The 26461-nt window shown below is 66.3% G+C and carries 19 protein-coding genes and 1 pseudogene; 7 read left to right on the forward strand and 13 right to left on the reverse strand.

Going from position 1 to position 26461, the window contains the following annotated elements; translation table 11 throughout:
* Positions 1 to 108: 108 nt before the first annotated feature.
* Positions 109 to 507 carry a hypothetical protein gene (locus ABT115_RS24095; RefSeq protein ID WP_351793420.1) on the reverse strand — a complete coding sequence of 133 codons (399 nt, stop codon included), beginning with the start codon at positions 505 to 507 and terminating at the stop codon, positions 109 to 111.
* Between the two features lie 763 nt (positions 508 to 1270).
* On the reverse strand, positions 1271 to 1897 hold the full coding sequence (locus tag ABT115_RS24100; protein ID WP_351793423.1) for a hypothetical protein: 627 nt from the start codon (positions 1895 to 1897) through the stop codon (positions 1271 to 1273).
* 309 nt (positions 1898 to 2206) lie between these two features.
* Between ABT115_RS24100 and ABT115_RS24105 the strand changes: the two genes are divergently transcribed.
* Complete coding sequence (locus tag ABT115_RS24105; protein WP_351793425.1) at positions 2207 to 2443, forward strand: type II toxin-antitoxin system VapB family antitoxin; 237 nt, start codon at positions 2207 to 2209, stop codon at positions 2441 to 2443.
* Entirely contained in the window at positions 2440 to 2844 is a 405-nt protein-coding gene (locus tag ABT115_RS24110; protein ID WP_351793427.1) for a PIN domain nuclease, read from the forward strand. The genes ABT115_RS24105 and ABT115_RS24110 overlap by 4 nt, the downstream gene beginning before the upstream one ends.
* A gap of 330 nt (positions 2845 to 3174) precedes the next feature.
* On the opposite strand, the gene ABT115_RS24115 is transcribed toward ABT115_RS24110, so the two are convergent.
* Entirely contained in the window at positions 3175 to 3621 is a 447-nt protein-coding gene (locus tag ABT115_RS24115; protein WP_351793430.1) for an ATP-binding protein, read from the reverse strand.
* A complete protein-coding gene (locus ABT115_RS24120) occupies positions 3621 to 3848 on the reverse strand; it encodes a hypothetical protein (protein ID WP_351793433.1) in 228 nt (75 codons plus the stop codon). The genes ABT115_RS24115 and ABT115_RS24120 overlap by 1 nt, the downstream gene beginning before the upstream one ends.
* A gap of 198 nt (positions 3849 to 4046) precedes the next feature.
* Here ABT115_RS24120 and ABT115_RS24125 point away from each other — a divergent pair, with 198 nt between their 5' ends.
* Together ABT115_RS24125 and ABT115_RS24130 are read left to right on the forward strand one after the other, a co-directional pair.
* Positions 4047 to 4901 (forward strand): helix-turn-helix domain-containing protein, encoded by an 855-nt coding sequence (locus ABT115_RS24125; RefSeq protein WP_351793436.1) that lies wholly within the window; start codon positions 4047 to 4049, stop codon positions 4899 to 4901.
* On the forward strand, positions 4882 to 5181 hold the full coding sequence (locus ABT115_RS24130) for a DUF397 domain-containing protein (protein WP_351793439.1): 300 nt from the start codon (positions 4882 to 4884) through the stop codon (positions 5179 to 5181). The genes ABT115_RS24125 and ABT115_RS24130 overlap by 20 nt, the downstream gene beginning before the upstream one ends.
* Before the next feature lie 68 nt (positions 5182 to 5249).
* Here the strand turns inward: ABT115_RS24130 and ABT115_RS24135 are convergent, their stop codons facing one another.
* From ABT115_RS24135 to ABT115_RS24155, 5 genes are all read right to left on the reverse strand, one after another.
* Positions 5250 to 5414 (reverse strand): hypothetical protein, encoded by a 165-nt coding sequence (locus ABT115_RS24135; protein ID WP_351793441.1) that lies wholly within the window; start codon positions 5412 to 5414, stop codon positions 5250 to 5252.
* Between the two features lie 279 nt (positions 5415 to 5693).
* A complete protein-coding gene (locus ABT115_RS24140; RefSeq protein ID WP_351793444.1) occupies positions 5694 to 6194 on the reverse strand; it encodes a hypothetical protein in 501 nt (166 codons plus the stop codon).
* Between the two features lie 262 nt (positions 6195 to 6456).
* Positions 6457 to 6945 (reverse strand): Imm21 family immunity protein, encoded by a 489-nt coding sequence (locus ABT115_RS24145; RefSeq protein WP_351793505.1) that lies wholly within the window; start codon positions 6943 to 6945, stop codon positions 6457 to 6459.
* Between the two features lie 810 nt (positions 6946 to 7755).
* A complete protein-coding gene (locus ABT115_RS24150; protein WP_351793447.1) occupies positions 7756 to 8619 on the reverse strand; it encodes a hypothetical protein in 864 nt (287 codons plus the stop codon).
* A gap of 14 nt (positions 8620 to 8633) precedes the next feature.
* Entirely contained in the window at positions 8634 to 17750 is a 9117-nt protein-coding gene (locus ABT115_RS24155; protein WP_502969154.1) for a golvesin C-terminal-like domain-containing protein, read from the reverse strand.
* 362 nt (positions 17751 to 18112) lie between these two features.
* On the opposite strand from ABT115_RS24155, the gene ABT115_RS24160 reads away from it, so the two are divergent.
* Complete coding sequence (locus ABT115_RS24160) at positions 18113 to 18541, forward strand: hypothetical protein (protein WP_351793453.1); 429 nt, start codon at positions 18113 to 18115, stop codon at positions 18539 to 18541.
* A 191-nt stretch (positions 18542 to 18732) separates the two neighbouring features.
* Positions 18733 to 21417 (forward strand): FG-GAP-like repeat-containing protein, encoded by a 2685-nt coding sequence (locus ABT115_RS24165; protein ID WP_351793455.1) that lies wholly within the window; start codon positions 18733 to 18735, stop codon positions 21415 to 21417.
* Positions 21418 to 21935: 518 nt separating this feature from the next.
* Here the strand turns inward: ABT115_RS24165 and ABT115_RS24175 are convergent.
* From ABT115_RS24175 to ABT115_RS24195, 4 genes and pseudogenes are all read right to left on the reverse strand, one after another.
* Positions 21936 to 22171: pseudogene (locus ABT115_RS24175) on the reverse strand (transposase); the annotation flags it as partial.
* A gap of 68 nt (positions 22172 to 22239) precedes the next feature.
* Complete coding sequence (locus ABT115_RS24180; protein ID WP_351793458.1) at positions 22240 to 22767, reverse strand: GNAT family N-acetyltransferase; 528 nt, start codon at positions 22765 to 22767, stop codon at positions 22240 to 22242.
* A 209-nt stretch (positions 22768 to 22976) separates the two neighbouring features.
* The gene (locus ABT115_RS24190) at positions 22977 to 23687 is read right to left on the reverse strand and encodes a DUF4328 domain-containing protein (protein ID WP_351793461.1); all 711 of its coding nucleotides are present in this window, start codon (positions 23685 to 23687) and stop codon (positions 22977 to 22979) included.
* A 214-nt stretch (positions 23688 to 23901) separates the two neighbouring features.
* On the reverse strand, positions 23902 to 25497 hold the full coding sequence (locus ABT115_RS24195) for a beta-N-acetylhexosaminidase (protein ID WP_351793463.1): 1596 nt from the start codon (positions 25495 to 25497) through the stop codon (positions 23902 to 23904).
* A gap of 298 nt (positions 25498 to 25795) precedes the next feature.
* Here ABT115_RS24195 and ABT115_RS24200 point away from each other — a divergent pair, with 298 nt between their 5' ends.
* Entirely contained in the window at positions 25796 to 26326 is a 531-nt protein-coding gene (locus tag ABT115_RS24200; protein ID WP_351793466.1) for a 2-oxo-4-hydroxy-4-carboxy-5-ureidoimidazoline decarboxylase, read from the forward strand.
* Positions 26327 to 26461: the final 135 nt, after the last annotated feature.

Here is a 26461-nt window from a genome sequence, read left to right on the forward strand (position 1 = left end):
CACCCGATCCGGCACCGGCCCCCGTGTCTCTGTCCTGCCGAGGCAACACCCCTCTCTCCCTCTGCGTCCGGAGCCACAGAAATGTCACAGGTTTTCCACGCGCAGGAGCTACCCGCACACAGCGTTGTGCTGCGCCGCCCGCCCGTGCAGCAGGAGATACAGCCGCTGTACCGATTCCTCCGCCCCCGACTCGAAGCGGTTGACGACCTTGCCGAGCGGATTCCAGACCCGTCCGTCGGGCATCCGCACGCCCACCGCCTGCCGGAACAGCTCCCGTTGCACGACGTCGAAGTCCACCCATGTCCCACCGGCCCTGCGGACGATCACCTCGCCGGTGTACGCCCCGAGCCCCAGCAGGGTCCCGGAGACGCGGTCCCGTTGCGGCTGATCACGCCGCAGGCCGTCGACGACGAGATCGACGAGCCGGAGGCTGGCGACCGAGTAGTCGAGGGGCAGCCGGCTGCGCGCGGTGAGCCGGGCGACGAACTCCGATGTGTAGGAGCGCATCACCGCTGCTTCGGGAAACGTTGTCCGCTCATCCCCACCCATGATTCCGCCTGCCCTTCGCCGTGCCTGCGATCACCGACACTGACCCAGCGCTCAGAGACCCGGGAACATCACACGAAAGGCGCTGTGGTCCTTCTCATGGCCAGGAAGAGGACGAATTGCTTCCGCGCGCACAACCATCGCCTCATCTCGAACGTCGCCGACGCCAGTCGCGGCACGCGGCACCCGGCACAGAGACGCAACCGGCAGTGGCACCGCTCCCGTTGACGTGCAGGAAGGTCGCGGCCCCTCACGCCGGGACAGTCGGCCGACGGCTTGCGAGCGCGCGCACCTTCCGGACAGGACCACTACAGAGGGCTCCAATTCGCCCGCTCCTCATGCCGTGGAGGCAGACACCTCGCCCATCGCGGCCACGGCAGCGAAGTGTTCTCGCCACGGGAGGGAGTCGGACTGGGCCGCGCCGTCGTCGCGCGAGGCGGCCCGGACGGCGCGCATCTCCTCCCGCCTGCACGGCCCGCAGTGCGTCTCACCACCCACGGACCGGAATACATGCTCAACCCCCGGCCCCGCACACGCGATGAGCTCCGCCACCGGCTCCGGCGGACGGAGCTCCGCATCGGGTGCCGCATCGGGTGCCGCCTCGGGCAGCTTGTGTACGAGACGGTGACGCAAGAAGCCCACCGCCGACCGCACCCCACCCTCCGGCAACCCACTCACCAACGCCCGCCGCAGATCAGCGGCCGAGACCCCCCGCCGCAGCCACTCAGCCGCGGCCTCCGCAAGCCCCCCGGGCCTCCCGCACGCCCAGATACAGATCCCGCCGCTCGTGCCGCAACGACAACAACACCCGTTCCCCCTGGACCACTTCGGCACTCGGATCGCTGTCAGACCCGGCCCCCACTTTCGCCCTCACTTCCGCTCCCGTTTCTGCCTCTGCTTCGGCTTCGGCTTCGGGGGGTGGGTGGGGTGAGTTCTTATCAAGTTCTTCATCTACTGGTAGTAAGCCGCCGACCGCCCGACCACTCGGCTCGCCGACCGCCGGAAACCGCACACCCGGCGACGGCTCGCCACGCATCCCAGCCACGTCCTCACTCGTCAGCGGAACGTTCGAGCAAACGTGCACCGTGACCCACCGGCCACGCCCCACAGGCTCCTTCAGGTCGTGCACGAACCCATGCGTCACCAACTGCTTCTTCGCGGTCTTGTACGCAGACCCCGTGATCCCGACCTTCCGCGCGTGATCACTCAGCGCCTTACCGGTCTGATCCTCGGGAAGCCCCTGCACATACAGGAGCAGGATCTTCGCGTCACTGTTCAGACGCGGATGACGCTCGACATCGTGCGAGGCCTTCGTGTAGCGCCCAAGGGGCGCGATAGCATGCCGAAGCATCTCGGTGGACCTCTCGTATCCACTCGTGGGTGAAGGTCCTCGGCTGGTGCTGGTGGCGCCCCCGGGGGCCGCTCCATGCGCGAACGCGCACAGAGCGTAATGACCCGAACGCCGTGCCGCACCCGACCGGCCCGACAGAGCCCGCTGCCCCGGAGGCCACTCCCCCGACATCGGCCTCGCCCTGGAGATGGTCGCCTCCCCCGCCGCCTGTTCGGCACCCTCGGGCGCGGCGCCCCCGAAGCCGAGCACGGCGACACTTCCTCGTGATATCTTCTTTTCAAAACGTATATACACATCCTGGGGGTCGCCATGTCCCGTACCGTGATCGACTTGGACGACGAAGCCCTGCAAGAGGCTGCACGACATTTGGGTACCACCACCAAGAAGGACACCGTGAACGCGGCCCTACGCGAAATCGCTGACCGGCGGCGTCGCGCGGCAGCGGTGGAGCGAATGCGGCAGATGGTTGCCGATGGCGAGATCGACTTCTCGGTCATCGACCCCGGCCATGAACACCCGGACAACGGTGGACGGTCCGCCGCGTGAGCGAGCTGTTTCTCATCGACACCAGCGCCCTGGTGCGCTTCTACCGGTGTCAGGCCAGTCCCGCTTGGGACGAGATCGTCACCGCAGGGCTGGTAGGGCTCTGCGAGCCGGTGCGACAGGAATATCTGCGGGCAGTCGGCGGCCGCGCGGCGTACTACGAAGCCGAAGGCCTGCTCCGGGAGACATTCCCCTACTACTCGATGCGCGACTCCGTGTGGGACGACTCCGCGGATCTGCAGCAACATCTCGCGGACAGGGGGTGGCATCAGTGCGCCAGCCCCGTTGACCTACTGGTCGCCGTCACCGCCCAACATCACAAGTTCACAGTCCTCCACCAGGATGCTGACTTCGAGACGATTGCCCGTGTCACGGGCCAGCCGGTGCGCCGCATCGGCGAATGACAGTCGCCGGCCGGATTCAGCTCCAGGCCGGACAGGGTGAGCTGCGCGTCGCTCAGCGGGATGCCACGCGCTTTCCTCCCCCATCGCCTTTTCGGCGAGGTCGAGGAAGTCCTCCGGCGGATCGGGCACGGGAGCGGCGGAGGGCCTCGGCGACCGCGTCTCCTGGCTCTTCGAAACGGCCGGCTCCGACTGCCCGCCCTCAGTGCCGCAAGGGGCGAGCGAGAGCGGCATAGGGAGAAGCAACGCAACACACCTGAAACGTATTCGCGCGTACCCATTCCTTCGTCACGACCACCGAGCCTGTACGGCGGGCGGACTGTACAGCAGCATTCACCTTGCGATCACGCCCACGGACATCCCTTCCGAATCGACCCGAATGACCGTGGGGGGCTCACCAGGGGACGTGCGGTCGCTGCCCTCCAGCTCACACCACACCGTCTTGGTGCCAGGGCCCTGCTCCACGCCCCAGCGCAACGCCAGGGCATCGAGCAGGGCGAGGCCGCGGCCGGTCTCGTCGTCGCCGGCCGCCCTGCACAGGACAGGCAGGGCCCGGGGGTCAGGATCGGTGACCTCCAATCGCGTACGGCCCTGGTCGCACCAAGCGCGGACCGTTACGGGGACGCCCTCGCCGAGGTGGCGGATGACGTTGGTGATCAGCTCGGTTGCGCACAACTGGAGGTCGGCACAGGGGCCGCCCATGTACGCGCGAAGGGCGTGGCGCACCTCGGGCACGGCCTTGGGGGTGGCGAGAAGCTCCAGGATCAGTGGTTCTCGCATCACGCGACTCCCTTGCGCAGCGCGGCAACCAGAGCGCGTGCGGTGGGCAGGTTGCAGTTGCCCAGCGTGATGAGCGGCGGAGTGCGGTGGAGGGCAGCGAAGGTCGGCAGGTCGATGCCGAGGGAGGGCAGCGTGACGCCGTGGGCGGCGAGCGCGGCCCGCAGGTCGTTCACGCAGTCCTGCACATCGGCGTCCGTACCCGCGCCGTCGTGGGGGTGGTCGTTCATGGGGGTGTCACACCTTCCAGTGCGCTCTGTGACGAATCACTCACACTCTGACGCGTTGCGGCATACCGTGGAAGAGCTTCGGACTCCCGGCTGTGAACTGCGCGTATGCCCTTGCGCGTTGGCATCGGCGCGGAAATCCCGGGGACTCGGGCGGACACGCCGTGAAACGGGCGGCAACGACACCAGTGGCGGTGAACGATGGGGCAGCGCAAGGACATCGACGGGTCGGCGAGTGTGCCCACCTTCTACGGCAAGGAGTTGCGCTGGAAACGGGAGGAGGCCGGACTGACCCTCCAACAGCTGGTGGAAGGCAGCTTCTACGGCCCCAGCCACCTCAGCGAGATCGAACGCGGACAGCGCCGCATGCCGGCCGAACTGGCCGAGCACGTGGACCGGGCGCTGGATACCGACGGTTTCTTCCAACGCCGCTGCGAGGACGTGCGAAAAGCGAAGAGGCGAGGCCATGCCAGCTACTTCGAGCGCGCTCTGGAGGCGGAGAAGCACGCCAAGACCATCGAGGAGTGGTGCCCGACTCTGATTCCCGGTCTGCTGCAGACGGACGCGTACGCGCGGGCGGTGGTCCGTGCGGCGATGCCACTGGCACCCGACGATGAGGTGGAGGAGAAGGTCACCGCCCGGTTGGCGCGTGCTCGTCTCTTCGAGGACGACCACAGGACCCCGATGTACTGGGCGATCCTGTCCGAGTCGTTGCTGAGCCAGCCGGTAATTCCACCGGAACAGGCGGCCGAACAGTTGAAGCGGATCGCTGCGCTGGCAAGGCGCCGCCGAATCGTTCCCCAGATCCTTCCGTGGAACTGCGGGCCGCATCCCCTCATGATGGGCATGGCCAAGATCATGGCCTTCCCTGATGCCCCACCGCTGGTCTACTTGGAGTCCCAGCACAGCGGTGACACCATTGACGATCCGGCCCTCGTGGCGGAGTACCGCAGGTCGTACGATCTGCTCAGGGCCGCCGCACTGCCTCCGGAGGCGTCCCTCGCCCTGATCGAACAAGCGGCTGAGGATGACCGAAATGGCAAGCAACGAAATTGACTTGAGCACGGCTGTCTGGCGCAAGAGCAGCTACAGCAACGGCACCGGTGGGGACTGCGTGGAGGTCGCCGAGGCCTTCCCCGGCGCTGCCCGCTGGCGCAAGAGCAGCCACAGCAACGGCGACGGCGGGGACTGCGTGGAGGTCGCCGACGGCCTCGCGGGCATCGTCCCCGTCCGCGACTCCAAGCTCGCCCACGGCCCGGTCCTCACGGTCACCGCCCCTGCCTGGACGTCGTTCGTCACCTCCCTCAAGGACGCGCCCGGCCGCCGATCTGCGTAAGACCAGCCCGAATCGCCGCGTCGCCCCGGGATCCGGCCCCATGACCACCCCTGGTCATGGGCACGTCCTCAGGAGTTCCAGACCACTTTCAGGATGGCCTCGGCGTCAGCCGTGCGATCAGCGAGCTCCCCAGCCATCCTGACTTCATCGGCCGAAATGCCGCGCGCGATGCGCATCGCTTCGTGGAATCCGTCACCGTTGCCCCGGTGCATCATCTGCAAAAGCCAACGCACGGCCTGAACCCTGTCTTCCGAAATGTGACGCTCAGGCCACCCAATTTCTACTAGAGCGTCGACTGGACATGCTGAGCACGGCGGGTTTCGGTTTCGCCGATCGCGGCGACCTGGACCCGCGCAGCTACCGAACCAACCAATTAGAGCTCCTACTGTCCTACGGACCGGAACAAAAATTGCGATTCACTGCGGTCCGCCCAGGCCTGTGTATCGAAAGTTGCCGGATCACCGATGCCTTGCTGCATCAGTGATTCAGCAACATGGAGTCAGAGTCCGGACCTACTCGTCATCGCTCGCAGGCGCCAGTCCCATGCGGGCCATGACAAGAACCGGCGTGTCGATGTCCATCGCCGAGACCCCCATGACGAATGGGTGCCCAGAGATCTCCCAGCTCCAAGCCTCCACGAAATCGATGTCACCGAAGTATGTTTTTGGCGCTGGCGACAGCGAAACTCTCCCTTCGAGCGTGGAGAGCAACTCATCGAGAATCATTCGGCTGATCGGAATTTGCCTGGCAGTCTCTTCTTCAACTGCGACATAACCGAACTCATCAACTCCCTCGGGCATCAGTTCGCGGAAGGTGAGGTCTACGAACCAGGAGTCGCCTTCATCGACCAGATGAACCCGCTGATCCCCCGAACTCCACTCGCGGCAGTACGGAGGCGCCACCGAGCCCGCCGGATACCACCCCAGCGACCGCATCGACTCGTTCAGTTCATCGAGCCCGGCGGAAAGATCCCCCTCCGCCGCAGCCACGATGATGTCTGCCACAATACGCATGTCCTCATGGGAAGCTTCTACTTCTTCCAAATCATTCTCCAGGTGAAAATATTTTCGCTGCTGGAATTGAACCCGTGTGTTCGCAGGGGCCCGCTTCCTTCGCTACCAGAACAATGTGACAATGACGCCAGGCACTTTGCGAGATCATTACGCTCCTTCTGTAAAACGAGAAGCCTCGCCGGGGACCGACGAGGCTTCCCTCTTACCGTCCGGTTTCACTTACGATCCCGGCCGACAGCCATGCACAGCAACTACGCGCGGTTCACTGGGTAAACCGATCGAGCTTGTGGACCCGTGCGCACGTACCAGCGTCCGACTCGATGTCCGCGGTCCTCAGTCGATAGACCGCGGGCTCGATCTCCACCAGCAGAAGTTCGTCCGCAAGAGCTTCCGTTCCCGGCAGAGCAGCATCGAACACTGCGAGCGGGCCGTTCACTTGCACGACTGGGCCGTCCACCCATGTACCCACGAATTCGATGCCTCCGCGCACGACCTCGACGAATCGAGCATCGCTGGACGACGAGATCCATTGAACAATGGCACGGAACTCCTCCATGAATGCGGTCGGGGCGGGGATGTCGTTGATCGCCAGCCCGGACCCGGGGGCCGACGGCTCCCCGAACGGCACCAGCCCGGCGTAGCCTTCGACCTCACACGCGTTTTCGTAGTTGGAGTTTGTGTAACCGCCCCAGAGGCGCCTCAGCGACTCCTCTACGACAATCATCGGCCCGCCCTCCGACTCAACCCACATGAGGTCCACGGCATTCTCGCCTCCTTAGAAAAGCGTTTCACCATGAGGAAAATTAAGTTCACCGGACTCGAGATCACTTGAATCAGCATGACCAGTATGCGACTGCCCCAGATCAAGAGGCTCGCGAGAGAAAATGGAAACCCCTTGAACGTAAACATCAAGCTCATCCGGAGCAGGCGTGTACAGAGAGATGCCGTGTCCCGTCAGTTCCCACCCCGAGTCAATCAGCTCAAAAGAGACTCACCCCTGGCGCAGGCCTGCTAGAACCTCCTCCAGTGGCCTACCAGTCAGTGGGACACCGGCAAACTCCGCTTCTGCCCAATCAGTACATTCAATAAAGTTCAGCCGGTCCGACTCATCGAAGCTGAGCATCAGGCCAGCTTCCAGGTAATGGTCGATCAGAGGGTGACCAGGAATCCTCCGGAACGACCGATGTTCACCGAGTCGATTTCGCAACACGTCTCTGAAGTCACCGAACCGGATATCACTCAGGCCCACCCAGGGGATAATTTCATTTACCACGGCTTAGTCATCCAGGATCTCGGCACGCCAACGCAGGCAGATTATAACTAGCTGACCGACCCGATGCGTTATACCCGTCGGCATGGCTTTGGCCCCCGAGAGTAAGTCTCGGGGGCCAAAGGGCCCGGATGCAGCTACTCCCGTTCCCGATCGTCGCTCAGGTACTGCTGCCGTCCGCATTGAGGGCTGAACGGTCGTTCGCGGACAGCGCGGCGCGACGCATCGCCGGGGCCGGCAAGAGCAGCACTGGTCACCACTGAAGAGTGGCAACCAGTGCTCTTCGCTCGGCTACGAGCCCTGATGGACGAACGCTGCCGCGATCACCGGCAACGCGTCGTCGCCCGCGCGCGCCGTCCACAGGCTGAACCCGCTCTCCGGAAAGTAGAGTTCGGCCTCACGCTCGATCACTGCCACGCCCTGTCGGCGCGCCTCTGTTTTGATCTCGCCGCAGGGGCGTCCCAGCAACTCCATGCCTCGGTGCACTACCTGCGCGGGCCGGGTCACGACGATTCGGATGACGCGTTCTTCGGAGTCATAACCAACGACTGCTCCCACCGAAAAAAAGTGGTCTTGCCAAACGGCGCCAAATTCTGGCACTGACACCATTCCGCTTCCCAGTAGTTGACGTACCTCCTCTCGTGCGGCTCCTAGTCGTACGGCCCCGAAACCACCGCGCGGTTCCACTTCGAATTCTCCCGGCCCGATTTGCCCCTCACCTTCAAAGAAGGAGAAATCGTGAACCACTTGAGTCCGCGAGGAAATCAAGACGCTCCGAAAATCCCCCGGATCATCCTGATGAGGATTGCCGAGCACGATTCCCATCTCGGAAACCACCCAGTCCGTGCCGCTCTGCACGACAGAGAGACCGGCAGAGTGCAACTCCGCCAGTACCTCTGCGTGTGGACGGTCAAGCAGTCGCACGCCTCGCAGTTTCACCGCTGCCGGTGTGGCCACCTCGATCAGGTACAGAAGGTCCCTGTCGTCGTATCCGAGAATCATCCCCAACACGTCGTACGCATCCGAAAGCACCGGGGAGGATGCCGCTCGACGAAAGGGCAAAGGCATCCCGAGAGCCTCTCTGAGGGATTGCCTCGACTCTCCGAAGCGCACCTCAGGGAAACCTTCGAAAGGGAGAATTTCCATATCGATCAAGGTGGCCTCCCGACCTAGACGATCGGCCGGTTAAATCCGGCCTTGTTTGCGGCTTCGATGAAATTTGGCAGCTTGGTCAGCATCTCATCGATTGCAGCATCGTACTTGCCGGGGAACATCGACTTTACATTGTCGATATCCATCTGAAGAGCTTCCGTGAGGCGCCCCTGCTTGAGGAGATACGACTGGTGGGCCCGATGGACCATCCCGTCGTAACTGCTTCCCCAACTCTCCGTCAGATGATGGTCAGCCTTGTCCATCTGGATGGTCATACCTTGTCCCTCTGGCATGCTGAAGGCGTCCTTGATCGACTGACTGGCCGGCATGTGATTACGCTCGATCACACCCTTCTTCGCATGCTGGTCCTTGTACTGGCCACCGCGGTACGGCCCGCCGGTGACAGCACATGCACCCGGGACCGGAGCGCCGATGTTGTGGACCAGTACAGGGGTGCCGCCGACGCTCACGAAGTAGGTATGAACGCCGTCCACGGTGAGGTTGTGAACCCTCTGGGTCCTCTCGGTCTCATCAACATCCGTGACCTGGGCCCAGGAGCCTGCCGCAGTCTGCAGCCACATGCCGGACTTGAGCTCCCCTGCTGTGACCCACCGGCCGTAGTCCGGAAGCCAGAAGGGATGACCTGCTGTTGCCGTGATCGTGCCGGTCTTGGCCGCCCCCTCTTTGCCGTCGGGGTCGACGGTGAGGGTGACCAGGTCCTTCACCCCGTTTCCGACGATGGTGTCGGTGACCAGACGCGCCTGCAGGTCGCCGGTCTCCGGGTCGGAGGCCAGGACGTACTCGCCGACCTTGAGGTCCTCGATGTTCTTCGTGGACCCGTCGGCCATGGCGACCTTCGTGCCGGGAACGAAGCTGTTCTTCTTCGCCGGCGCCTTGCAACTGCCGCCTTGCTTCTTGGGTGCAGGCTGGTCCGTAGTCTTCTTCGGCTTGGACGTCTTGGGCTTGCCCGCCACCGTCTTGGCACCTGAGCCGGCCTTCTTGCCGCCCTTGACCGCGTCCACAGCCTTGGCGCCCTTCTTGGCCCACTTCGCGGCCGTGACCGCGTTGCCGGCGCCCGGGATGGCTGCCGCCATCGACAGGGCACCGTCGACGTAGTTGCCCTCCGCCATGTACCAGACGCCGTTGGCGACGTCCGCGGCCTCGCCGATCACCGGGACCATGCCCGCCACGTCCAGGGCCGCGTGCCCCACGTCCGAGAGGGAGATGTCGATGCCGAAGAGGTGGCCGTCCAGCTCCACGAAGGAGATCGGATTGCCGCCCGCGAACGCGTACCGGTTGCCCGTGTACGGGTCGGTGGCCAGGGACATGTCGTCCAGGGCGCCGCCGTACATGTCACGCGTCAGGAACCGGTTCAGGCCCGGGTCGTAGTTCCGGAAACCCATGTCATAGGTGCCCGAACCGTCGTCGTGCCGCGCCGCGTTGTACCGGTAGTCGTTGTACTGCTCCTTCTCCGGGTTCGAGGCATCCGGCTTGTCCGCACCGGTGAACTGCTTCTCGTCGTCGGAGCCGTACGCCGAATATCCGTACGTGGCACGCGTGTTGCCGTCGTCCTTGGTGATCGCCTCCACATCGCCCTTGGGGTGGTAGAGGTACTGCGAGTACTCCTTCGTCGCGTCGGTGCCGTGCTTGATCTGGGTCAGCTTCTGACCCCACGGCGAGTACTGGTAGGACTTGGTCGCCTTGCCGGCGACCTCCTCCCGCAGCACCTTGTCCTCCATGCCCAGGTAGGTGAAGACCGTGGTCTTCCCGCCCGTGCCCGACGTGGTCTCGGACACGGTGCGGTCGAAGGCGTCGTACACGTATGACGTCGACTTGGCCGAAGCGCCCGTACCTGCCGTGCTCTTCGCGATCCGGTCGAAACCGTCGTAGGTGTTCTTCTGCTGGACCGAGCCGTTGGACGACACCGTGTCCAGACGGCCCAGCGGATCGTAGTTGTACGTCGAGGCGACACCGCCCGCAGACGTCTTCAGCAGACGGTTGCGGTCGTACGTCGACGTGGATGTCACCCCGCCCACCGTCTGCTCGACGATGTTGGAGTTGCCGTCGTAGCCGTACGTCTCCGTGCCCGCCGCGTCACCGGTCTTGGTGACCTTGGCGATCCGGTCCTGCGGGTCGTAGTCGAACGTCGAGACCGTGTCGAGGTAGTCCGCCGCGTTGTCGGCGTTCATCACCTTCGACGTGTCCTTGGAGCGGTTCCCGTTCGGGTCGTACTCCAAGTCGTGCGAGGCGACCACCACCTCGCCGCTCTTCTTCTCGGTCTGCGACTTCACCGCGCCGTTGAGCCAGTACGTGTAGTCGACGGTGTTGCCGTTCGGCTTCGTCTGCTTCAGCGGCTGGCCGCGGTCGGTGTAGGTGAAGGTGGTGATCTGCTGATTGCCCGCCGTCGGCGAGTCCGCGTTGGTGATCTTGTCGACCATGTCGCGGATGTCGTACTCGGACTTCGACCACGTCAGATCGTGGGTCGTCGTGACCGGGTTCCCGTTGGCGTCGTAGGTCAGCGCGGTCGTGTTCTTGACCGTGCTGCCCAGCTTCTCCTCGACCTTCTCGAGCTGGTTCAGCTCGTCGTAGGTCATCGCGTAGGCATCGGCCCTGGCCCCGGGGGCGAGGTCCCTGACCTCGGACAGCAGGCCGTTGACGTCGTAGCGGTAGGTGAAGTCCTTCTTCTCGTTGTCACTCTCGCCCGTGTTGGCGCGGACGAGCTTGATGCCGTCGGCGACGACCGTGCCGTCGGCCAGGTCGGACAGGGTGATCTTCTGGGTGCCCGACTCGGTGAAGGAGTACGAGCCCAGCGAGACCCACTCACCGGACCGGGTGGTCTGGTCGACGGGCTTGGTGACCTCGCCCGAGGCGTGGGTGATCCTGAACGGGGCGTCGGTGGCCGCACCGGTCACGTCGCCGTGCCGGGTGAAGACCTCGTACGTACCGTCCTGCGGGATGTTCAGCTGCCAGGTGAAGGACGAGGTGCCGGTGCCCTTGGGGTGCGTACGGAGGTCGTAGCCCCACTGGCCCATTGCCTGGGACGCGTCCCAGTTCCCCTGGGTGGCCGTGTTGTTGACATCGGTGGAGTCGACGACCACCACCTGCTTGCCGACCGGGATGCCGTCGTCCGAGCGCGCCTTCTGGTTGCCCGACGGGTAGAAGTCCCACGTCATCGTCCGCTGCGAGGAGCCACCTGCCGAGGTCAGCGTGTTCTTCGTCTGCTGGCCCAGGGCGTTGTAGTCGTACGCCGTGGTGATGTCGAAGGGGTCCTTGGCCGTCTTCGTCCAGCCGTTGTCGAAGTAGGTGTACTCGGTGTCGTTACGGATCGACTGGCCCTGTGACGGCGGAGCCGAGACCCGCTCCAGCTGACCGACCGTGTCGTAGAAGTAGAGGGTCTTGTCCGGGGTGGAGTTCTTGGCGTCGTCCTTGTCGAACGGGGTGAGCCGCTCCTTGACCCGGTTCAGCTCGTCGTAGACCGTCTCCGAGGTGAAATCGGTCGCGTCGTCGGTCGTTTCGACGCCGCGCGGGCTGATCTCCTTCGTCTGGTTGCCGACCTCGTCGTACTCCATCCTGGTCGTCCGGTAGGTGATGTTCCCGGAGCCGTCCTTCGAGTACGGAACCTTCACCTCCTTGGCGAGGCCGCGCCGGTCGAAGACCGTCTCACTCGTGTTGCCCTCGGCGTCCGTCGCCTTGTCGGTTCGGCCGTCGAGGTCGTAGTTGACGGATGTGAACGTGCCCGCCGCGTCCGTCGTCCTGGTGACCCGGTGGTTCAGGTCGTAGGTGTACTTCGTGGTGTAGTCGGCCGTGTCGGCGGTGGCGTTCTTCCTCGGGTCCACGACGGTGACCAGGTTGCCGACGTCGTCGTACTCGCTGGAGACCTTGTCGCCCTTGGCGTTGACCACCGAGACAGGCTGGTAGATCTCGTCGTAGGTGTACGTGGTCGTGTAGTCGCCGGCCGTCGTCGTCACATTGCCCTTGGGCTCCGTGACGGTCAGGGGGTTTCCGACCTTGTCGTACGTGGTGGTCGTGCGCCGCTCGTCGTCCGTCGGGATGTCCTTGGGCGCGAGGGACTCGGTGACCTGGTCCGCCGCGTCGTACACCGACGAGGTCTCCGCACCGTTCGGCGCGAAGGCCTTCACGATGTTGTTGTTGGCGTCGTAGACCGGAGCCGGTGTGGTGATGACGATGCCGGCGGCCTGGTCCTTCGGCGACGTCTGCTCCATCGGCCGGCCGAAGTAGTCGTACGCCTGCGTGACCTTGGCGCCCTTGGCGTTCACCACATCGGTGGTGTTGCCCCGCTCGTCGTAGACAAAGGTGCTGGTCGCCTGGAGAGCGTCCGTGATCTTCGCCGGGTAGCCGTGCGGGCCGAACTCCTCGTACGTCGTGGAGTGGCCGTTGGCATCGGTCTGCTTGGTCGGCTGGCCGTAACCGTCGTACTCGGTCGTGGCCGTGTAGTCGCCGTCGACCGTCGCCGTAGCGACGCCCTCCGGGTCGGTCACCGACGTCTGGTTGCCGAAATCGTCATAGCCGAACTGCCAGGTGTTGCCCAGCGGAGACGTCTTGCGGAACAGGTCGGCGGAGTAGCCGTCGATCCGCGTGGTGTACTCGAACGCCGTCGCCTTGTCCGGGTACGAGGACGGGTTGCAGTAGTCCGTCGGATTGAAGCCGCTCCAGGACTTGGTGACTTCCGCGTCCCATTGACGCAGCGGATAGCCCGTCCTGGGGTCGTAGCAGTACGCGGCCTTCGCCTTGTTGTGCTCCTCCATCAGCACGACGTTGTTGTCCGCGTCCCAGCTCAGCTTGGAGGTCTGGGACTTGGCGTTCGTCATCTGCACCGGACGGCCGAAGTCGTCCAGGACGTGATCCGTGGCGTGCGACTCGGCGTCCGTCACCTTGGTGTCGGTGAACTTGTCGCTGATGGTGGTGTTGGGCTTGTACGCGAAGTCCGTGGTGAACCTGCGACGGTCAGTGATCGTCTGCGTCCACCAGTGGTACTTCGGGTCGTCGCCCTCCTTCGGGTAGTAGTACGCCAGGTCGGTCGCGTTGCCGCGCGGGTCGGTCGCCTTGACCAGCTTGACGTTCTTGTTGCCCTGCGTGGCGTCGTAGGTGAACGTGAAGACCTTCGGCTGGGAGGACGTCTCACCGTCGGTGATCTGCCCGAGCAGGCCCTTGTCGGTGTAGTAGAAGCTGATCTTCCGGTCCGAGATGTCCGTCATGGACTTCACGTGGTCGTAGATCTTCGAGTTCGTCAGATTGGTGCCGGAGACCTTTGCGCCCGTACCGTCGATGTACTCGTAGGACGCGTCGCCCTTCTTGTAGTAGTCGATCGTGAGCGACTGACGACCAGACGGGTCCGTGATGTATGTCAGGAACTTGGTCGGCTTGTTGTTGGACCTGCGCTCCTCGTACGTGTACGTCTGCGTATTGCCGTCGTTGTCGATGACCGACGTCATGTAGCCGTCGCAGCCGAACAGGAACCGCGTACCGTCCGGACGCGTCAGCGTCCACGCGTCCGGGATCGGGTCCTTGGCAGGGGTGCAGTCCAGGCCCGTCTTCGGCGTCACTTTGTAGTGCACACCCGCCGGGGCCTTCCACGAGCCGTCCGGCTGCTTGCGGAAGACATGGGTCGTACCGTCGCCGTCCGGGAGCCTGATCTCGGTCGGGTTCGGATTCGGGTGGAAGTCCAGCGGAGCGCCGAGCCGTGTCGGTCCCGAGACCTGCGCGGACCAGCCGTGGCCGAGGACCGTGTCCGAGGTGTCCAGCGTGTTGTACGCGAGGCGCGCGAAGGTGTTGACGCCACGGCCCGGATTGTTGATGGCGTTGTACTGCCACACACTGTTGCCGGAGGCCAGATTGTTCATCAGGGACGAACCGGCGCCGGTGTTCTTGCCCGTGTACGAGTAGAACTTCTCCAGGCCGAGGCTGTTGGAGGTCGGGTCCTCGACCGCCACGTTCTGCTTCAGCACCGGGATGCCGCCGGTTCCGGCGGACAGCCACGTCGAGTCGGCCGGGTTGAAGACGTCCCAGCCGAGGACATAGTCCGTGCGCTTGTTGCCGGAGTCCGAGTTGATCAGCGTATTGACCTGCGCCTTGATCGTCGCGGACTGGCCGGGGGCCAGCTCCGGGATCGCCGTCTTGACCTGGTTGCCGCCGGTGGTGACGTCCGTGCCGTCGGGCAGCTTCCAGGTGTACGAGAGCTGACGCGCCCCCGCCGCCCAGGTGGTGGCGGTGGTGTTGGTGACCGTGAAGTCCACCGTGTAGGTGGAGTTGGGAGTCATCCGGGACGGGGTCCGGGGCGCGTAGTACGTGTCCTCCGTGGTGGAGTCCACGTAGATCACGCGCATCAGCGGTCGCAGCTGTACGTCCGGGGCGCCCGCCGACAGGAACAACGAGCGCTCCTGCGGGCCGGTCTGCGACTCGTCGCGCAGTTTGACGAGGGCGCCCTTGTTGGTGGCGGGCGTCTTCACCCAGGACTTCATCAGCTCGGTGAAGTACCACCAGTGGCGGCCGAGGTCGGTGCTGAAGCCGGGGACGTAGTCCGAGACGGTGCCCGAGTAGTCGCCGCCGGGCGCGGTCCAGGCGGTGGTGGACGTGGCGTTGTTCCAGGTGGCGGTGGTCTCGTCGAAGGCCTTGGTCAGACCGTGGAGATCGTAGGTCGCCTTGGATGTGCCGGTCCGCTCGGTGAGCGTCGACCACAGGAAGAGCTTGCTTTCCAGCACCGTGGCCGTGGTGGGGATACCCGTGGTGGGGAACTTCATAACCGCGCGGGTCTTGCCGTACGTGGCCGAGTTATTGCCCACGCTCAGCCAGTCCTGGCCTACTGTGCCCTGCTCAATGGTGTTGAGATTGGTGGTCGGCTTGAGGGCGGACAGGGTGGTGTCGGTCTGTCCGGCCTGGATGAGCCGCATGGTGCGGCCGGCCTTGGGAATGCCGACGACCCGGGTCGGGGAGCCGAGCAGCTGGCCGTTTTCGGTCTTGACCGCGAGCTGGTAGTAGTACGACTTGCCGATCTCCTCCGCGGAACTGTCCGGAGTCGGGGTCGCCGTGGTGTCGGTGTACGCCGTCAGGGTCTTGGCGACCGGGGCGACCAGGGTCGCGGCCGACGGAGTGAAGACCTGCTGCGTGGAGCGGTGCAGCTGGTACTCGACCAGGTCCAGACCGGTGTCACCGGTGGTGTTCTTGTACGCGCTCCAGCTCAGCTCCGGACCCGTACCATGCACCACGGTCGGTGAGGCCAGCGAGGTACCGACCCTGCCGAAGGTGACCGAGAGACGCGGGATCGTGGAGGTCTCGTCGCCGTAGTCGTAGTCCCCGGCCTCGTACTGGGGGCCGCCGAGCGGGGCCGTGGAGGACTCGTCGACGGCCTTGATGACGAAGCCGTTGTTGACGGATGTACCGCTGACCCACTTCTGGACCGTGTCGGCCACCGCGAAGTTGTGCCAGGAGTTGTACTCGCCGATGTCCTTGCGGATCTGCGCCGCGTTGACCAGACGGACCCCGTCCGCCATGGTCCGCTTGGTCGCGTCACCGGTGTCACCGAGAACAACCTTGCCGGTGCTGCCCTTGGTGAAGTCCAGCTGGGTGCTGCCCAGCTGCCGCCACCCTGCGGTACCGGTCGCCTGGTTCACCGTGTAACTGCCGGTTCCCTCTGCCGAATTGACCGTGTACGGGGCGGCGGTGGCGCCGTCGGCGAGCGGGGTGGTGTGCACCTCGACGCGGTAGTCGGCGGTCTCGGGGACCTGGGGCTGGTAGGTGTACGACTCGCCCGTGCCGGAGTTCTTGTTGTACGCGTAGTCTCCCGAGTAGCCCGTACCGCTGACCCTGGGCCACTCACCGACCGCGGCCGTGCCCGGGTCGCCGTCGTCCAGCAGCACCGTGGTGGATGACTGCTCGCCCGCCAGTGCGCTGGTGTTGTTCCAGGTCGCCCCGGTCTCGGTCCATGTGCCGGTGGCCCGCCGGATCTCCACGTCCACGTTGCTGGAGCCGGTGGTGTGGACCTGGTCGTAGTAGAGACTCAGCTTGGCCGCGTCGATCTTCGAGCCGGCGGGGATCTCGTCCAGCGGGAACTGGATCAGCGAGCGGGCGATGCCCGTGCTGCTGGTCTTGCCCGCCGACAGGTCCCAGGTGGTGTCGAAGTTCTCCGTCGGCCGGTCCGAGCGGACCATGACGTCCTTGGCCGCCGTCGGGGACGGCGCAATGGTGATGGTCGGGTCAATCACCACCGGGTACTGCCGCTCCGGCGCGGCGAGCCACTTCGCGTCCGGAGTGACGGTGAGCCGCCAGTCCTTGCCGTGGCGGCTGAGGTTCTGGGAGACTTTCGGGCTGAAGGTGTGACCGTAGGGGGATGCCTTGTCCTTCTTGGCGTCCGTCATGAACGCGGGCGGGATCACCAGGACCGGAGTGCCTGGGGACTCGCCGAAGAAGGCGATCGAGCCGTCCCGCCGCTCCTTGGGCGTCAGCTCCCCGGCCTTCAGGGTGAAGACGAACTTCGGCGGTGTGACCGGGGGTTCGGCCAGGGTGATGTTCTCCTTCACCCGGCCCACGCCCACCTCGTACGAGAGATCCGCACCGGCGACCGCGCCCTTGTAAATGACGGTGTTGTCCTTGGCCGTGGGCTTGACGCCCTTGGCCGCGCCCTCCAGGCCGAGGGTGACCGCCTGTCCGCCCTCGGTCTCGAAGCGCAGTAACTGCCGCTCCGGGTCCGAACCAAAGTGGCTGCGACCGGTGTTGGTGGTATTGGCGAAGGCGTAGCCCTTGCCGCCCTTGCCGTCGTCCGCCCGCACCGTGGTGTCGACGGACTTCCAGGAACCGCCTGAGCGATAGGCGGTGGGCGCTGCGGAGATCTCTGCCTCCACCCGACCGTCCGACATCTGCCAGAACCGGGAGTGTGCGGTGCGCTTCCCGGACAGTTCCTTGACCCGGGTGGCCCTGGGCTCGTTCTTGCCCTTGGGCAGCTTCTGACGGCTGGGGATCTCCAGTTTGCCGCCGACCGGAGGCTTGTCCGGTTCCTTCTCTTCGTCGTCGCGGAACCAGCCGGCAACAGTGTCGAAGACCCCGGAATCGTCGCTCCCCGAGGCATCGGCGGCAAACGCCGGTGCCTGAATGAGGGAGCTTCCCAGGGCCCCGACGAGCATCGCCGCCAGGGTTCGCCGGAATCTTTCCGGCACTCTTTCCTCCTCGCAAGGTGCCCAATGAACGGGAAATCGAGCACGCCGAATAAGCCACCCCGACGTTTTCGAGACAGCCTGACCGAATCCACCGGCGTAGAAGGAGAAATCCCCGCCGGGGATTCGAGCGGGGATACTGGAGCCTTGGTCAGTGCCTGGTCAAGCGACCGCACTTAAGGTCTTGAACTGGGCATACGTTCCCGCATGCCATCACCTCCGGATCAACCGGGCGACGATTTGCCCCTTTTGCGAAAGGGTTGGATTTCTTTGCTCCAGGCCCTGTATAGACGGACCTATTTCCTTGATTCCAATCTTTATCGGGAGCATCGGTGGTCAGCGAAAACAGAAAAACGAACCCGATCGACCGCCGCGGTATCGCGGCGGCTGGAGCGCTACTGCTGGCCTGCGCCGGCCTGGTGACGTACGGCATCCTCGACACCGAGGAGAGGCCGGCACCACGCGCCGTCCCAACCGCCGATGTCACCTATGAGGTCACCGGCGAGGGCACTGCCGACATCTCGTACGTCCGACACGGCGGCGACCACGGCTCGGTCACGGTCCAGAACGCCCGGCTGCCCTGGCGCGCAACAGTCCCCGTACCACTGGGGAAGGACCCCCTGGTCAGCATCGTCCTCGGCGCGAAGGGCGGCACCGGCACCTGCGCCCTGGCCATCCGCGGCCAGCACGTCCAGTCCACTCTGGCCACGGGCGCCTACGGTCGGGCCACTTGTAGCGGCGAACTCCCCGCGTCCGGGTGAGCCCCGCACCGGCCCCGACCTTCTGTGATGCGCGTCACTTTGCGGAAATCGGTGTGACGTTTGAGCCCTGGGCTTCGCTGGGTAACCCGGGCCGCCTGTGCGACGGGTGGGGCCCGTTGAACTTCCGGAAAATTGGACTTACTTGAGGGGTGGGGCATTTGAGCCCACGCAGTTCGCATGCATACAGACCGATGAGCCTGAAGCGCCGCGCCTGGCTGACCGTCGGTGCCGTGGTTCTCGGCGGGGCGGGCGTCGTGACGGTCGCCATCGCCAATCCGTCCGACAGCCCTGCCGGTCCCAAGGGTCCGGCGGAGCGTCCGGCGAAGCTGCGGTCACTCGCGCTGGGCGGGGGTACGGCCACCGAACGAACGCTGCCGGCCACGACCACCGAGCCGTTCTCGCTGGTGGGCATCGGCTGGGACGGGGCGGCTCAGCGGGACAGCGCCGCGCAGGTGCGAACCAGGGACGTAGAGACCGGGAAGTGGTCGCCCTGGCGGGGACTGGAGTTGTCCGCCGACGGGCCGGACGGACGCGAGCGTGCGAGCGCGCGGCAGGCAACCGAGCCGTTGTGGGTCGGCGCCTCGAACGCCGTACAGGTGAAGGTCGACTCGAAAAGGGCGCTGCCCAAGGGGCTCAAGCTCCACATGGTGGATCCGGGCGTCAGCAAGTCCGAGTCCCGTAACCCGGCGGCCGCCGTCGCTCCGGACTCCATGGACAACGCCGCGTTCGTCGCGGAGGAGACCGCGAGTCCGTCGGCGACGAGCACGAGCGACACTCCGACGGGTGCGCCCACGGAGCCGGCCACCCCGACCGACACCGCGACGGCCACGGACGCGGGGACGCCGACCGCCACCGCCTCCGCCTCCGCCTCCGAGACGGCCACCGCCTCGCCGACCCCGGAGCCGACAGCGACCGTACCGACCGCGCCGCCGTCGACCGTCAACCGGCCACCGATCATCAGCCGCGCCCAGTGGGGCGCCGACGAGTCTCTGGTCGAGAGTCCGCCCGAGTACATCGACAAGGTGCAGGCGGTCTACATCCACCACACCGTCGACACGAACAATTACAGCTGCGCCGACTCCGCCGCCATGGTCCGCGCGATCATGACGTACCACGTGAAGACCGACGGCTGGAACGACCTCGGCTACAACTTCCTGGTCGACAAGTGCGGCCAGATCTTCGAGGGCCGCGGCGGCGGCGCCGACCTCCCGGTCAAGGGTGCCCACACCTACGGCTTCAACGCGTACTCGACCGGCATATCGCTGCTCGGCAACTTCGAAACCGGCAAGCCGTCCCAGGCCGCCCTGCAGTCCGCTGCCCGGGTCGCCGCCTGGAAGCTCGGCCAGTACGGCGTCAGCCCCACCGCCAAGGTGACGCTGACCCGCCTCGTCACCGACGCGGACGGCAACACCGAGCCCGCCGGTGACGTCACGTTCAACAGCATCGCCGGACACCGCGACGGGTTCGCCACGGCGTGCCCGGGCGCGAACCTGTACGCCAAGCTCGGTGCGATCCGTACGTACGCGACCAACGGCACCCGCAACGCCGCGATCCCGACCACTGACTTCAACCGGGACGGCATCACCGATCTGGTCGTCGGTCTCCCGAAGGCGGCGAGCAGCGCGGGCCGCGTCACCGTGCTGCCCGGCACCGAGGACGGCCCCGGCTCGGCCGCGAAGCGGACGCTGGACCAGAGCAGCGCGGGCGTGCCCGGCGGCTCCGAGGCGGGTGACCTGTTCGGGTCGTCCAACGCCTGGGGCGATGTGAACGGCGACGGGTACGCGGACCTGGTCATCGGCTCGCCGGGCGAGGACTTTTCGCAGGCCGACAACGGCACGGTCGCCGTGATGTACGGCCCCGGCCTCACGACCGGCAAGGGTTACTCGGTCACCGAATCCGGCCGGATCGGCGGCGAGAAGCTCGGTACGACGGTCACCTCGGGCGACTTCAACGCCGACGGCAAGGCCGACATCTTCTCCGTCGCACCGGGTAAGCCGGGGCGTTGGTGGGCCTGGGACGGCAAGACCGGCGCCGCCAAATTCGGTTATCTGAACACCGCCGCGTACACCGCTGCCGTGAGCTACGCGGCCGCGGTCACCGGCGACTTCAACAAGGACGGCTACGCGGACGCCGCCGTCAACTACCGCGACCCGAGCGGCATCGGACGGCTGCTGTGGCTGAAGGGATCCGCCACCGGACTGCAGCGGGTGGGCATCCTCGACGCCCGCGGCGGACGCTCGCTGGCCGCCGGTGACATCAACGGCGACGGCGCCACCGACCTCGCGGTCGGCCAGCCCTCCGCCACCGAGTCCGGGCACACGGCAAAGGGCGGCGCCGTCACCACGGTCTTCGGCTCGGCCACCGGTCTGACGTCGACCGGTCGCAAGACGGTCCATCAGGACACCACCGGTGTACCGGGCGGCGGCGAGACCGGTGACGACATGGGGGCGTCCGTCTCCATCGGCGATGTCAATCTCGACGGGTACGGCGACATCCTCACCGGCGCGCCCGGGGAGGACCTCACCCGCGACGGCGTGAACCGGAGCAACGCCGGCCAGGTCTTCCTGATCCGCGGCTCCGCCACAGGCCCCACCGGCACCGGGGCCGTCGGATACAGCCAGGACACGACGGGTATCCCCGGCTCCACCGAGTCGAACGACCGGCTCGGCTCGTCGGTATCGCTCACCGACCTCTCCGGATACAGCCGAGCCGACATCGCGATCGGCGCGGACGGTGAGGACACCAACAACGGCACAGTCCTGCAACTCGACAACACCAGCACCTCGGGCATCAAGCCCGACACCGGCCTGTACTACGGGGTCTCGGCGCTCGGTTCACCCACCGGGATCCGGATCGGGCTGACCCTGGCCCCGTAGCATCCGGGCCGCTTGCCTCATTCGCACACATGCTGGAGCCCCTCGGCCTGACCCGAGGGGCTCCTGCCTTGTGCGGAGTCTTTCGGCCCAGGCCCTGCCGCGGGCCCGGCGCGACATCACCGCGCGCAGCACTGCCGGCCCTCGGTCACGACGCCTGCTCACTCCCCGCTCGTCGGCGTCTCCGTCGGCCCGTCCCCGCGCGCGCACGAACGGGGACGCGGCACTTCCAGTCACCGCGTTCAGCGCCGGAGCTGGGCCGACCACACGGCGCCAGATGCTCCAACGCACGGAAGTGGCTTGCGCTCGCGCTTCGCGAGCACCAGCGGAAGCTGCTGGCAGAGCGGGACCGCCTCGAAGCGCTCGCCGACACGGTCGGCCGCACCATCGCCGAACTGGAAGAAGACAAGGACACCCACGACATGGAAAAGATCAGCAGTCCGGAGAACCTGTTCACAGGTTTCGACACCGCTCGCTACGAGGCGCCCGCCAGCAAGCAGTGGCCCATCGAGGCGGAGCACCGCCTCTGTCCAGTCCCACAGACGCCGCCAGGCCGTCACTCCGCTGCAGCCGATCCGCTCCGTGGGCGCATCCGCCCACTTCACGCCCTTGCGCGGCACGTAAACGATCCCCCACGCAGGGCAGCCCGGTCGTCGGCCGGCAGCCGACCGGGATACCTCCGGCGCCTCGGCGGACGCGGAGGCAGCAATGGGGCCACCCGTTCCCACAGGTCATCAGGCACGAGATCATCCGACACCCGCACAACTCTGCCGCCACAAACCCAACTGCCGATCCCTACAAGCGAACTCAAGCTGAGATGATCAGTTAGTCGCCGAGAACCCGCTCCCACAGCAGCCCGTCCCGCCAGCTCCCGTCGAGAAAGATCGAGGAGTGCGCGACGCCGTACGGGCTGAACCCGTTGCGGCGCAGCACCCGCTGCGACGGCAGATTCTCCAGATTGGTGGACGCCTCGGCACGGTGCAACCCGAGTTCGTCTGTCATCACCCGGAGTACAAGCCCAACGGCGTTCCCAGCATGCCCTTGGTTCTGGGCGATGCTGGCGATCCAGTATCCGACGGAGCCGCGGCGCAGGTGCGGCTGCGGCAGGATGCCTCCGACGGTGACCTGCCCGATCACCTGGTCGTCGGCGAGCACCACGCCCGGCCAGACCGTGCCGGCCCGGTATCCGGCCAGCACGCTGTCGATTCGCTCCGCCTGGCCCTCCGGGGTGAAGAAGTCGGCCGGCTGGGCCGGTTCCCACGGCCGGAAAGCCTCGAAGTCCCGCACCCGATGCGCGGCGATCGGGGCGGCGTCGGTGGGCTCGATCAGGCGGATCCTGGTGCTGCTGCGCATGGGCTGTTCCTCGTCGCAGTGCGTCGGATGAGTTGGCCAGCCTATGCGAGGGTGCCCGCGCCTTCGCACCCTACGCCCGCTGGGTCGTCGAGCGGACAAGCGGCTTCGGATCCGCTACGAGATACGCGCCGACCTCCACCCGGGACTCCTCCAACTCGCCGGCTGCATCATCTGCTTGCGACGACTCCGAACCTCGTTCTGAAAAATGATCAGTAAGGCTGTGTGCCCAGCGGATACACACCGAGGGCCGCCCGCTCCCCCTGCATCCGGGTCAGCTTGCGTACGAACAGGATCGCGAGCACCGCGGCCACGATGTCGAACGCGTCGGACGCCATCACCAGGCCCGCCGTGTCGATTATCTCCTGTGTGTCATCGGCGTTCATGTACAGCCGGGACGTGACCCAGGAGAAGGCCAGCGAGCAGACCCACGCTCCCCACCACAGATTCATCGGGGTGGCCGGGACCGTGCGCCAGCTGCCGTCGGTGTTGGTCTGGGCGCTCGCGGTCCAGATGCCGCCCGCGATGCGGCGCGGCAGCACCAGGTTGGCGACCGGGATGAACCAGGCGCCGACTGCCCAGCCGGGCGCCATCGACTGCATGCTCGGGTCGAACACCCCGGCGTTCAGCCGCACCCGCCGGAACCAGATGATGAAGACGACGGCGGTGGCCAGGGTCATGACACTCTGCAGCACACCGGCGGACCCGTACAGATTGTCCGCCAGGGCCGCCTCCGCTTGGTCGTGCGTCGCGAAATCGTTCTCCAGCCCGTTCGCGAGCAGCCTGCGGACGTTCAGCCCCGCTGCCACGGCGAGCAGATCCGCCACGGCGACGACGGCCAGCAGAATGACGACAGCCTTCGCGAGCCCGTCCGGCGAGCGCAGATACTGCTGCGGCGCGACGCAGGCCGGGGCCGGCAGCATCGGGGCCGCAGCCCCGGCGGGTCCGGCACAGAGAAGACAGTGCCCGTCCGCGGTGACCGGCGGTCTGAGACGGCAGGTGGAGCACAGCATGAAGTGGGACCCCCCAGGATTCTGAGCCAGGAACGCAAGGAATGCGCGCCCCTCCCCGGAGTGCGCGGCTTGCGAACTTAGCCCCGGCCCCCCGCACTGTCCACCGGGAATCCGGCCCGCCCGCTCAGCCCACCTTGTCGATCCGCCCGGCCAGTGCCCGGAACTGGTCCCAGCTCAGCGCCGGTTTGCGCGGGTCCCACAGCTTCTGGGAAGTCGCCCGCAGCGGCATCCGGATGCCCTGCGCCACCTGCTGCGGAGTCTGCGCGTTCGGCAAGTCGCCCCATACGGCGAACCGGCCTCCCAGGATCTGCCCGGAGTAGCTTGCCGGGACCGGCTGGGTGCCGCGCAGGACGAGCGGGGTCCATTGTTCGTAGATCCGCTTGCCCGTCGGGTAGATGAAGTTGTTGGGCTGGCCGAGTACGTAATAGAGGAACTCGTCGTTGAGGTTCACCACGCGCCGTCCCTCGCGCAGGTACTCCTCCGGCGGCCGGGCGCCGTACTCCCTGCCCGTCCAGTATTCGACCTCGATGTCCTTGTCGGCGCGGACGACTCCGTCACGGAAGAAGCCGTCGTTCCAGGCCTTGGGCTGCTTGCCGCGCGGGCGCACCACCGCCGCGCGGTCGTTGAGCCAGCCGGTGGCGAGGTCCTTGATGCCGGCCTGTGGTCCGTATTTCTGCTGGGCGGCGCGTTGCAGCTGCGGGTACGAGGCGGCCGGGTCCTGCGCCGTCAGCGCGAGGTATTCGTCGGCGCCGAGATGCCAGTACCGGCCGCCGAACAGCCCGGTGAACTCGACGAGGAGTTCATCGATGAGCTTCGCCGACCCCGGGTTGGAGATGTCGAGCGATCCGGTCGAGCGCACACCCGACACATTGCGCAGCTGGAGGTCGGGGTGAGCGCGCAGGACGGCGCCCAGATGGCCCGGGGAGTCGAGCTCGGGGACGACCTCGATGTGCAGCCGGCCCGCGAGGCCGAGGATCTGGCGTACCTCCGCCTTGGTGAGGTGCTGCGGCGACACCACTTCGGGGTGGGTGTCGGACTGGATACGGAACGCCTGGTCGTCGGAGAAGTGCAGGCCGAGCTGGTTGAGCTTGAGGTCGGCCATCTCGCGCAGCCGGTCCTCGATCCAGACGACGGTGTAGTACTTGCGCGCGATGTCGAGGTTGAGGCCGCGCTGCGGCCGGTCGGGGCGGTCGCGCACCTCGCCCTCGGGCATTTCGCCGTCGGCGCGCACCGACTGTTTCAGGGTGCGGGTTCCGTAGAAGACACCGGCCTGGTCGGGCCCGCTGATCGTGACCCGTCCGTCGTGCGTCTTGAGGGTGTACGACTCGGGGGTGCCCTTGCCCGGGGTGAGGGCCAGCTCCACGTCGCCCGCGCGGGCCGGGACGTCACCCCGATAGTGGATCTTCAGTTCCTTGGCGAGCAGCTGCCCCTCGTCCGCGAGCGTCCCGCTGCCGGGGGCGATCACGACTCCGGCGGCCGGGTCGGGCCGCCAGCCAGGGCCGCGGGCGGCAGTGTGCTCGCGTACGGCGGGGATGGTGCGGGGTGGAGTGGAGAGCGGGTAGCTCCGGGTCGGCGAGGGGGCGGCGGAGCGAGTGTGGGACCCGGACTCCCCCGCCGGTCCGGTTTCGGAGCTTTCCTGCCAGACGATGACGGCGATCGTCGCGGCAGCCGCCGCGGTGAGGACCGCACCGGCCACAAGGACGCCGCGTGAGGGCGACATCAGTCAGAAACCTCCGATATTGACGGGAAAACGAGCAGAAGTCATGAAATAGCCGGTCAATCTTCTTGGAGTACGGTCCATCAGACGTTCCGGAACCCTCCCGTCCGGGTGAAGTTTGCGCATCTGTCGGACGACCGTTGCCCGGTCTCGCTAGCTTTGAGGCACATTCGTCTCTCCCTTCACCCTGTATCCGCCTGGTCTCACCCGTCCCGCCCCACTCCAGGTCCACGGATGCCGTTGATTCGAGGAGCTCACGCTGCCCAGGTCCAGCGAGTCCCACGCCGGCCTCCCGAAGCGAGTGCGGCAACCGGCCACCCGGACGGCCGTACCCGTCCAGAACGCCGTACCGGCGCAGGGCCGGGCCGGTGCCTCGGGCCTCGACCGCTTCAACACCGCGCCGTCCGCCGAGGCCGAGGCTGCCCTGCTGGACTGCTGCGGCAGCCGGCTCTGGGCCGGGCGGGTGGCCGCCCACCGCCCGTACCCGGATCTGGACGCGCTGCTGGCCGCCGCGGACGAGGCGGGCTACGACCTGCCCCCGGCGGATCTCGCCGAGGCGCTCGCCACCGAGGTCTCCCCCGGGCTGCACCACGCCGCGCCGCGCTCCGCCCACCTGGCACTGCGGGCCGCGCATGCCGCGTACGAGCGCCGCTTCGGCCATGTCTTCGTCATCTGTCTGGACGGATTCGAGCCTGCCGAACGGCAGGACCAGGTGCTCGCCGGAATCCGGGCCAGGCTGGGCCACGAACCCGACCAGGAGCGGGTGGTCACCGCGGACGAGATGCGGCGACTCGCCCGGGGCCGCATTATCGACCTGGTATCGGGTTCATAACGGAACGGGGCCGGTCAGCGCTGCCGACCGGTCCGTTCTAGCCCGTCCGTGCCTGTTTGATTGCCACTTTGATCACACCAGAGGCCCCCGCGCGAACGAACCGACAAAGCGTCGCTACGATGGCCGGGGCCGGTG

The organism is Streptomyces sp. NPDC001832, from assembly GCF_040297265.1.
GTDB lineage: Bacteria > Actinomycetota > Actinomycetes > Streptomycetales > Streptomycetaceae > Streptomyces.

Bases quoted from the DNA above. Each gene is read 5' to 3' on its own strand.
- ABT115_RS24095 (WP_351793420.1), bottom strand. From the start codon at position 507: ATGCGCTCCTACACATCGGAGTTCGTCGCCCGGCTCACCGCGCGCAGC.
- ABT115_RS24100 (WP_351793423.1), bottom strand. From the start codon at position 1,897: ATGCTTCGGCATGCTATCGCGCCCCTTGGGCGCTACACGAAGGCCTCG.
- ABT115_RS24105 (WP_351793425.1), top strand. From the start codon at position 2,207: ATGTCCCGTACCGTGATCGACTTGGACGACGAAGCCCTGCAAGAGGCT.
- ABT115_RS24115 (WP_351793430.1), bottom strand. From the start codon at position 3,621: ATGCGAGAACCACTGATCCTGGAGCTTCTCGCCACCCCCAAGGCCGTG.
- ABT115_RS24120 (WP_351793433.1), bottom strand. From the start codon at position 3,848: ATGAACGACCACCCCCACGACGGCGCGGGTACGGACGCCGATGTGCAG.
- ABT115_RS24125 (WP_351793436.1), top strand. From the start codon at position 4,047: ATGGGGCAGCGCAAGGACATCGACGGGTCGGCGAGTGTGCCCACCTTC.
- ABT115_RS24130 (WP_351793439.1), top strand. From the start codon at position 4,882: ATGGCAAGCAACGAAATTGACTTGAGCACGGCTGTCTGGCGCAAGAGC.
- ABT115_RS24140 (WP_351793444.1), bottom strand. From the start codon at position 6,194: ATGCGTATTGTGGCAGACATCATCGTGGCTGCGGCGGAGGGGGATCTT.
- ABT115_RS24145 (WP_351793505.1), bottom strand. From the start codon at position 6,945: ATGTGGGTTGAGTCGGAGGGCGGGCCGATGATTGTCGTAGAGGAGTCG.
- ABT115_RS24155 (WP_502969154.1), bottom strand. From the start codon at position 17,750: ATGCTCGTCGGGGCCCTGGGAAGCTCCCTCATTCAGGCACCGGCGTTT.
- ABT115_RS24165 (WP_351793455.1), top strand. From the start codon at position 18,733: ATGAGCCTGAAGCGCCGCGCCTGGCTGACCGTCGGTGCCGTGGTTCTC.
- ABT115_RS24180 (WP_351793458.1), bottom strand. From the start codon at position 22,767: ATGCGCAGCAGCACCAGGATCCGCCTGATCGAGCCCACCGACGCCGCC.
- ABT115_RS24190 (WP_351793461.1), bottom strand. From the start codon at position 23,687: ATGCTGCCGGCCCCGGCCTGCGTCGCGCCGCAGCAGTATCTGCGCTCG.
- ABT115_RS24195 (WP_351793463.1), bottom strand. From the start codon at position 25,497: ATGTCGCCCTCACGCGGCGTCCTTGTGGCCGGTGCGGTCCTCACCGCG.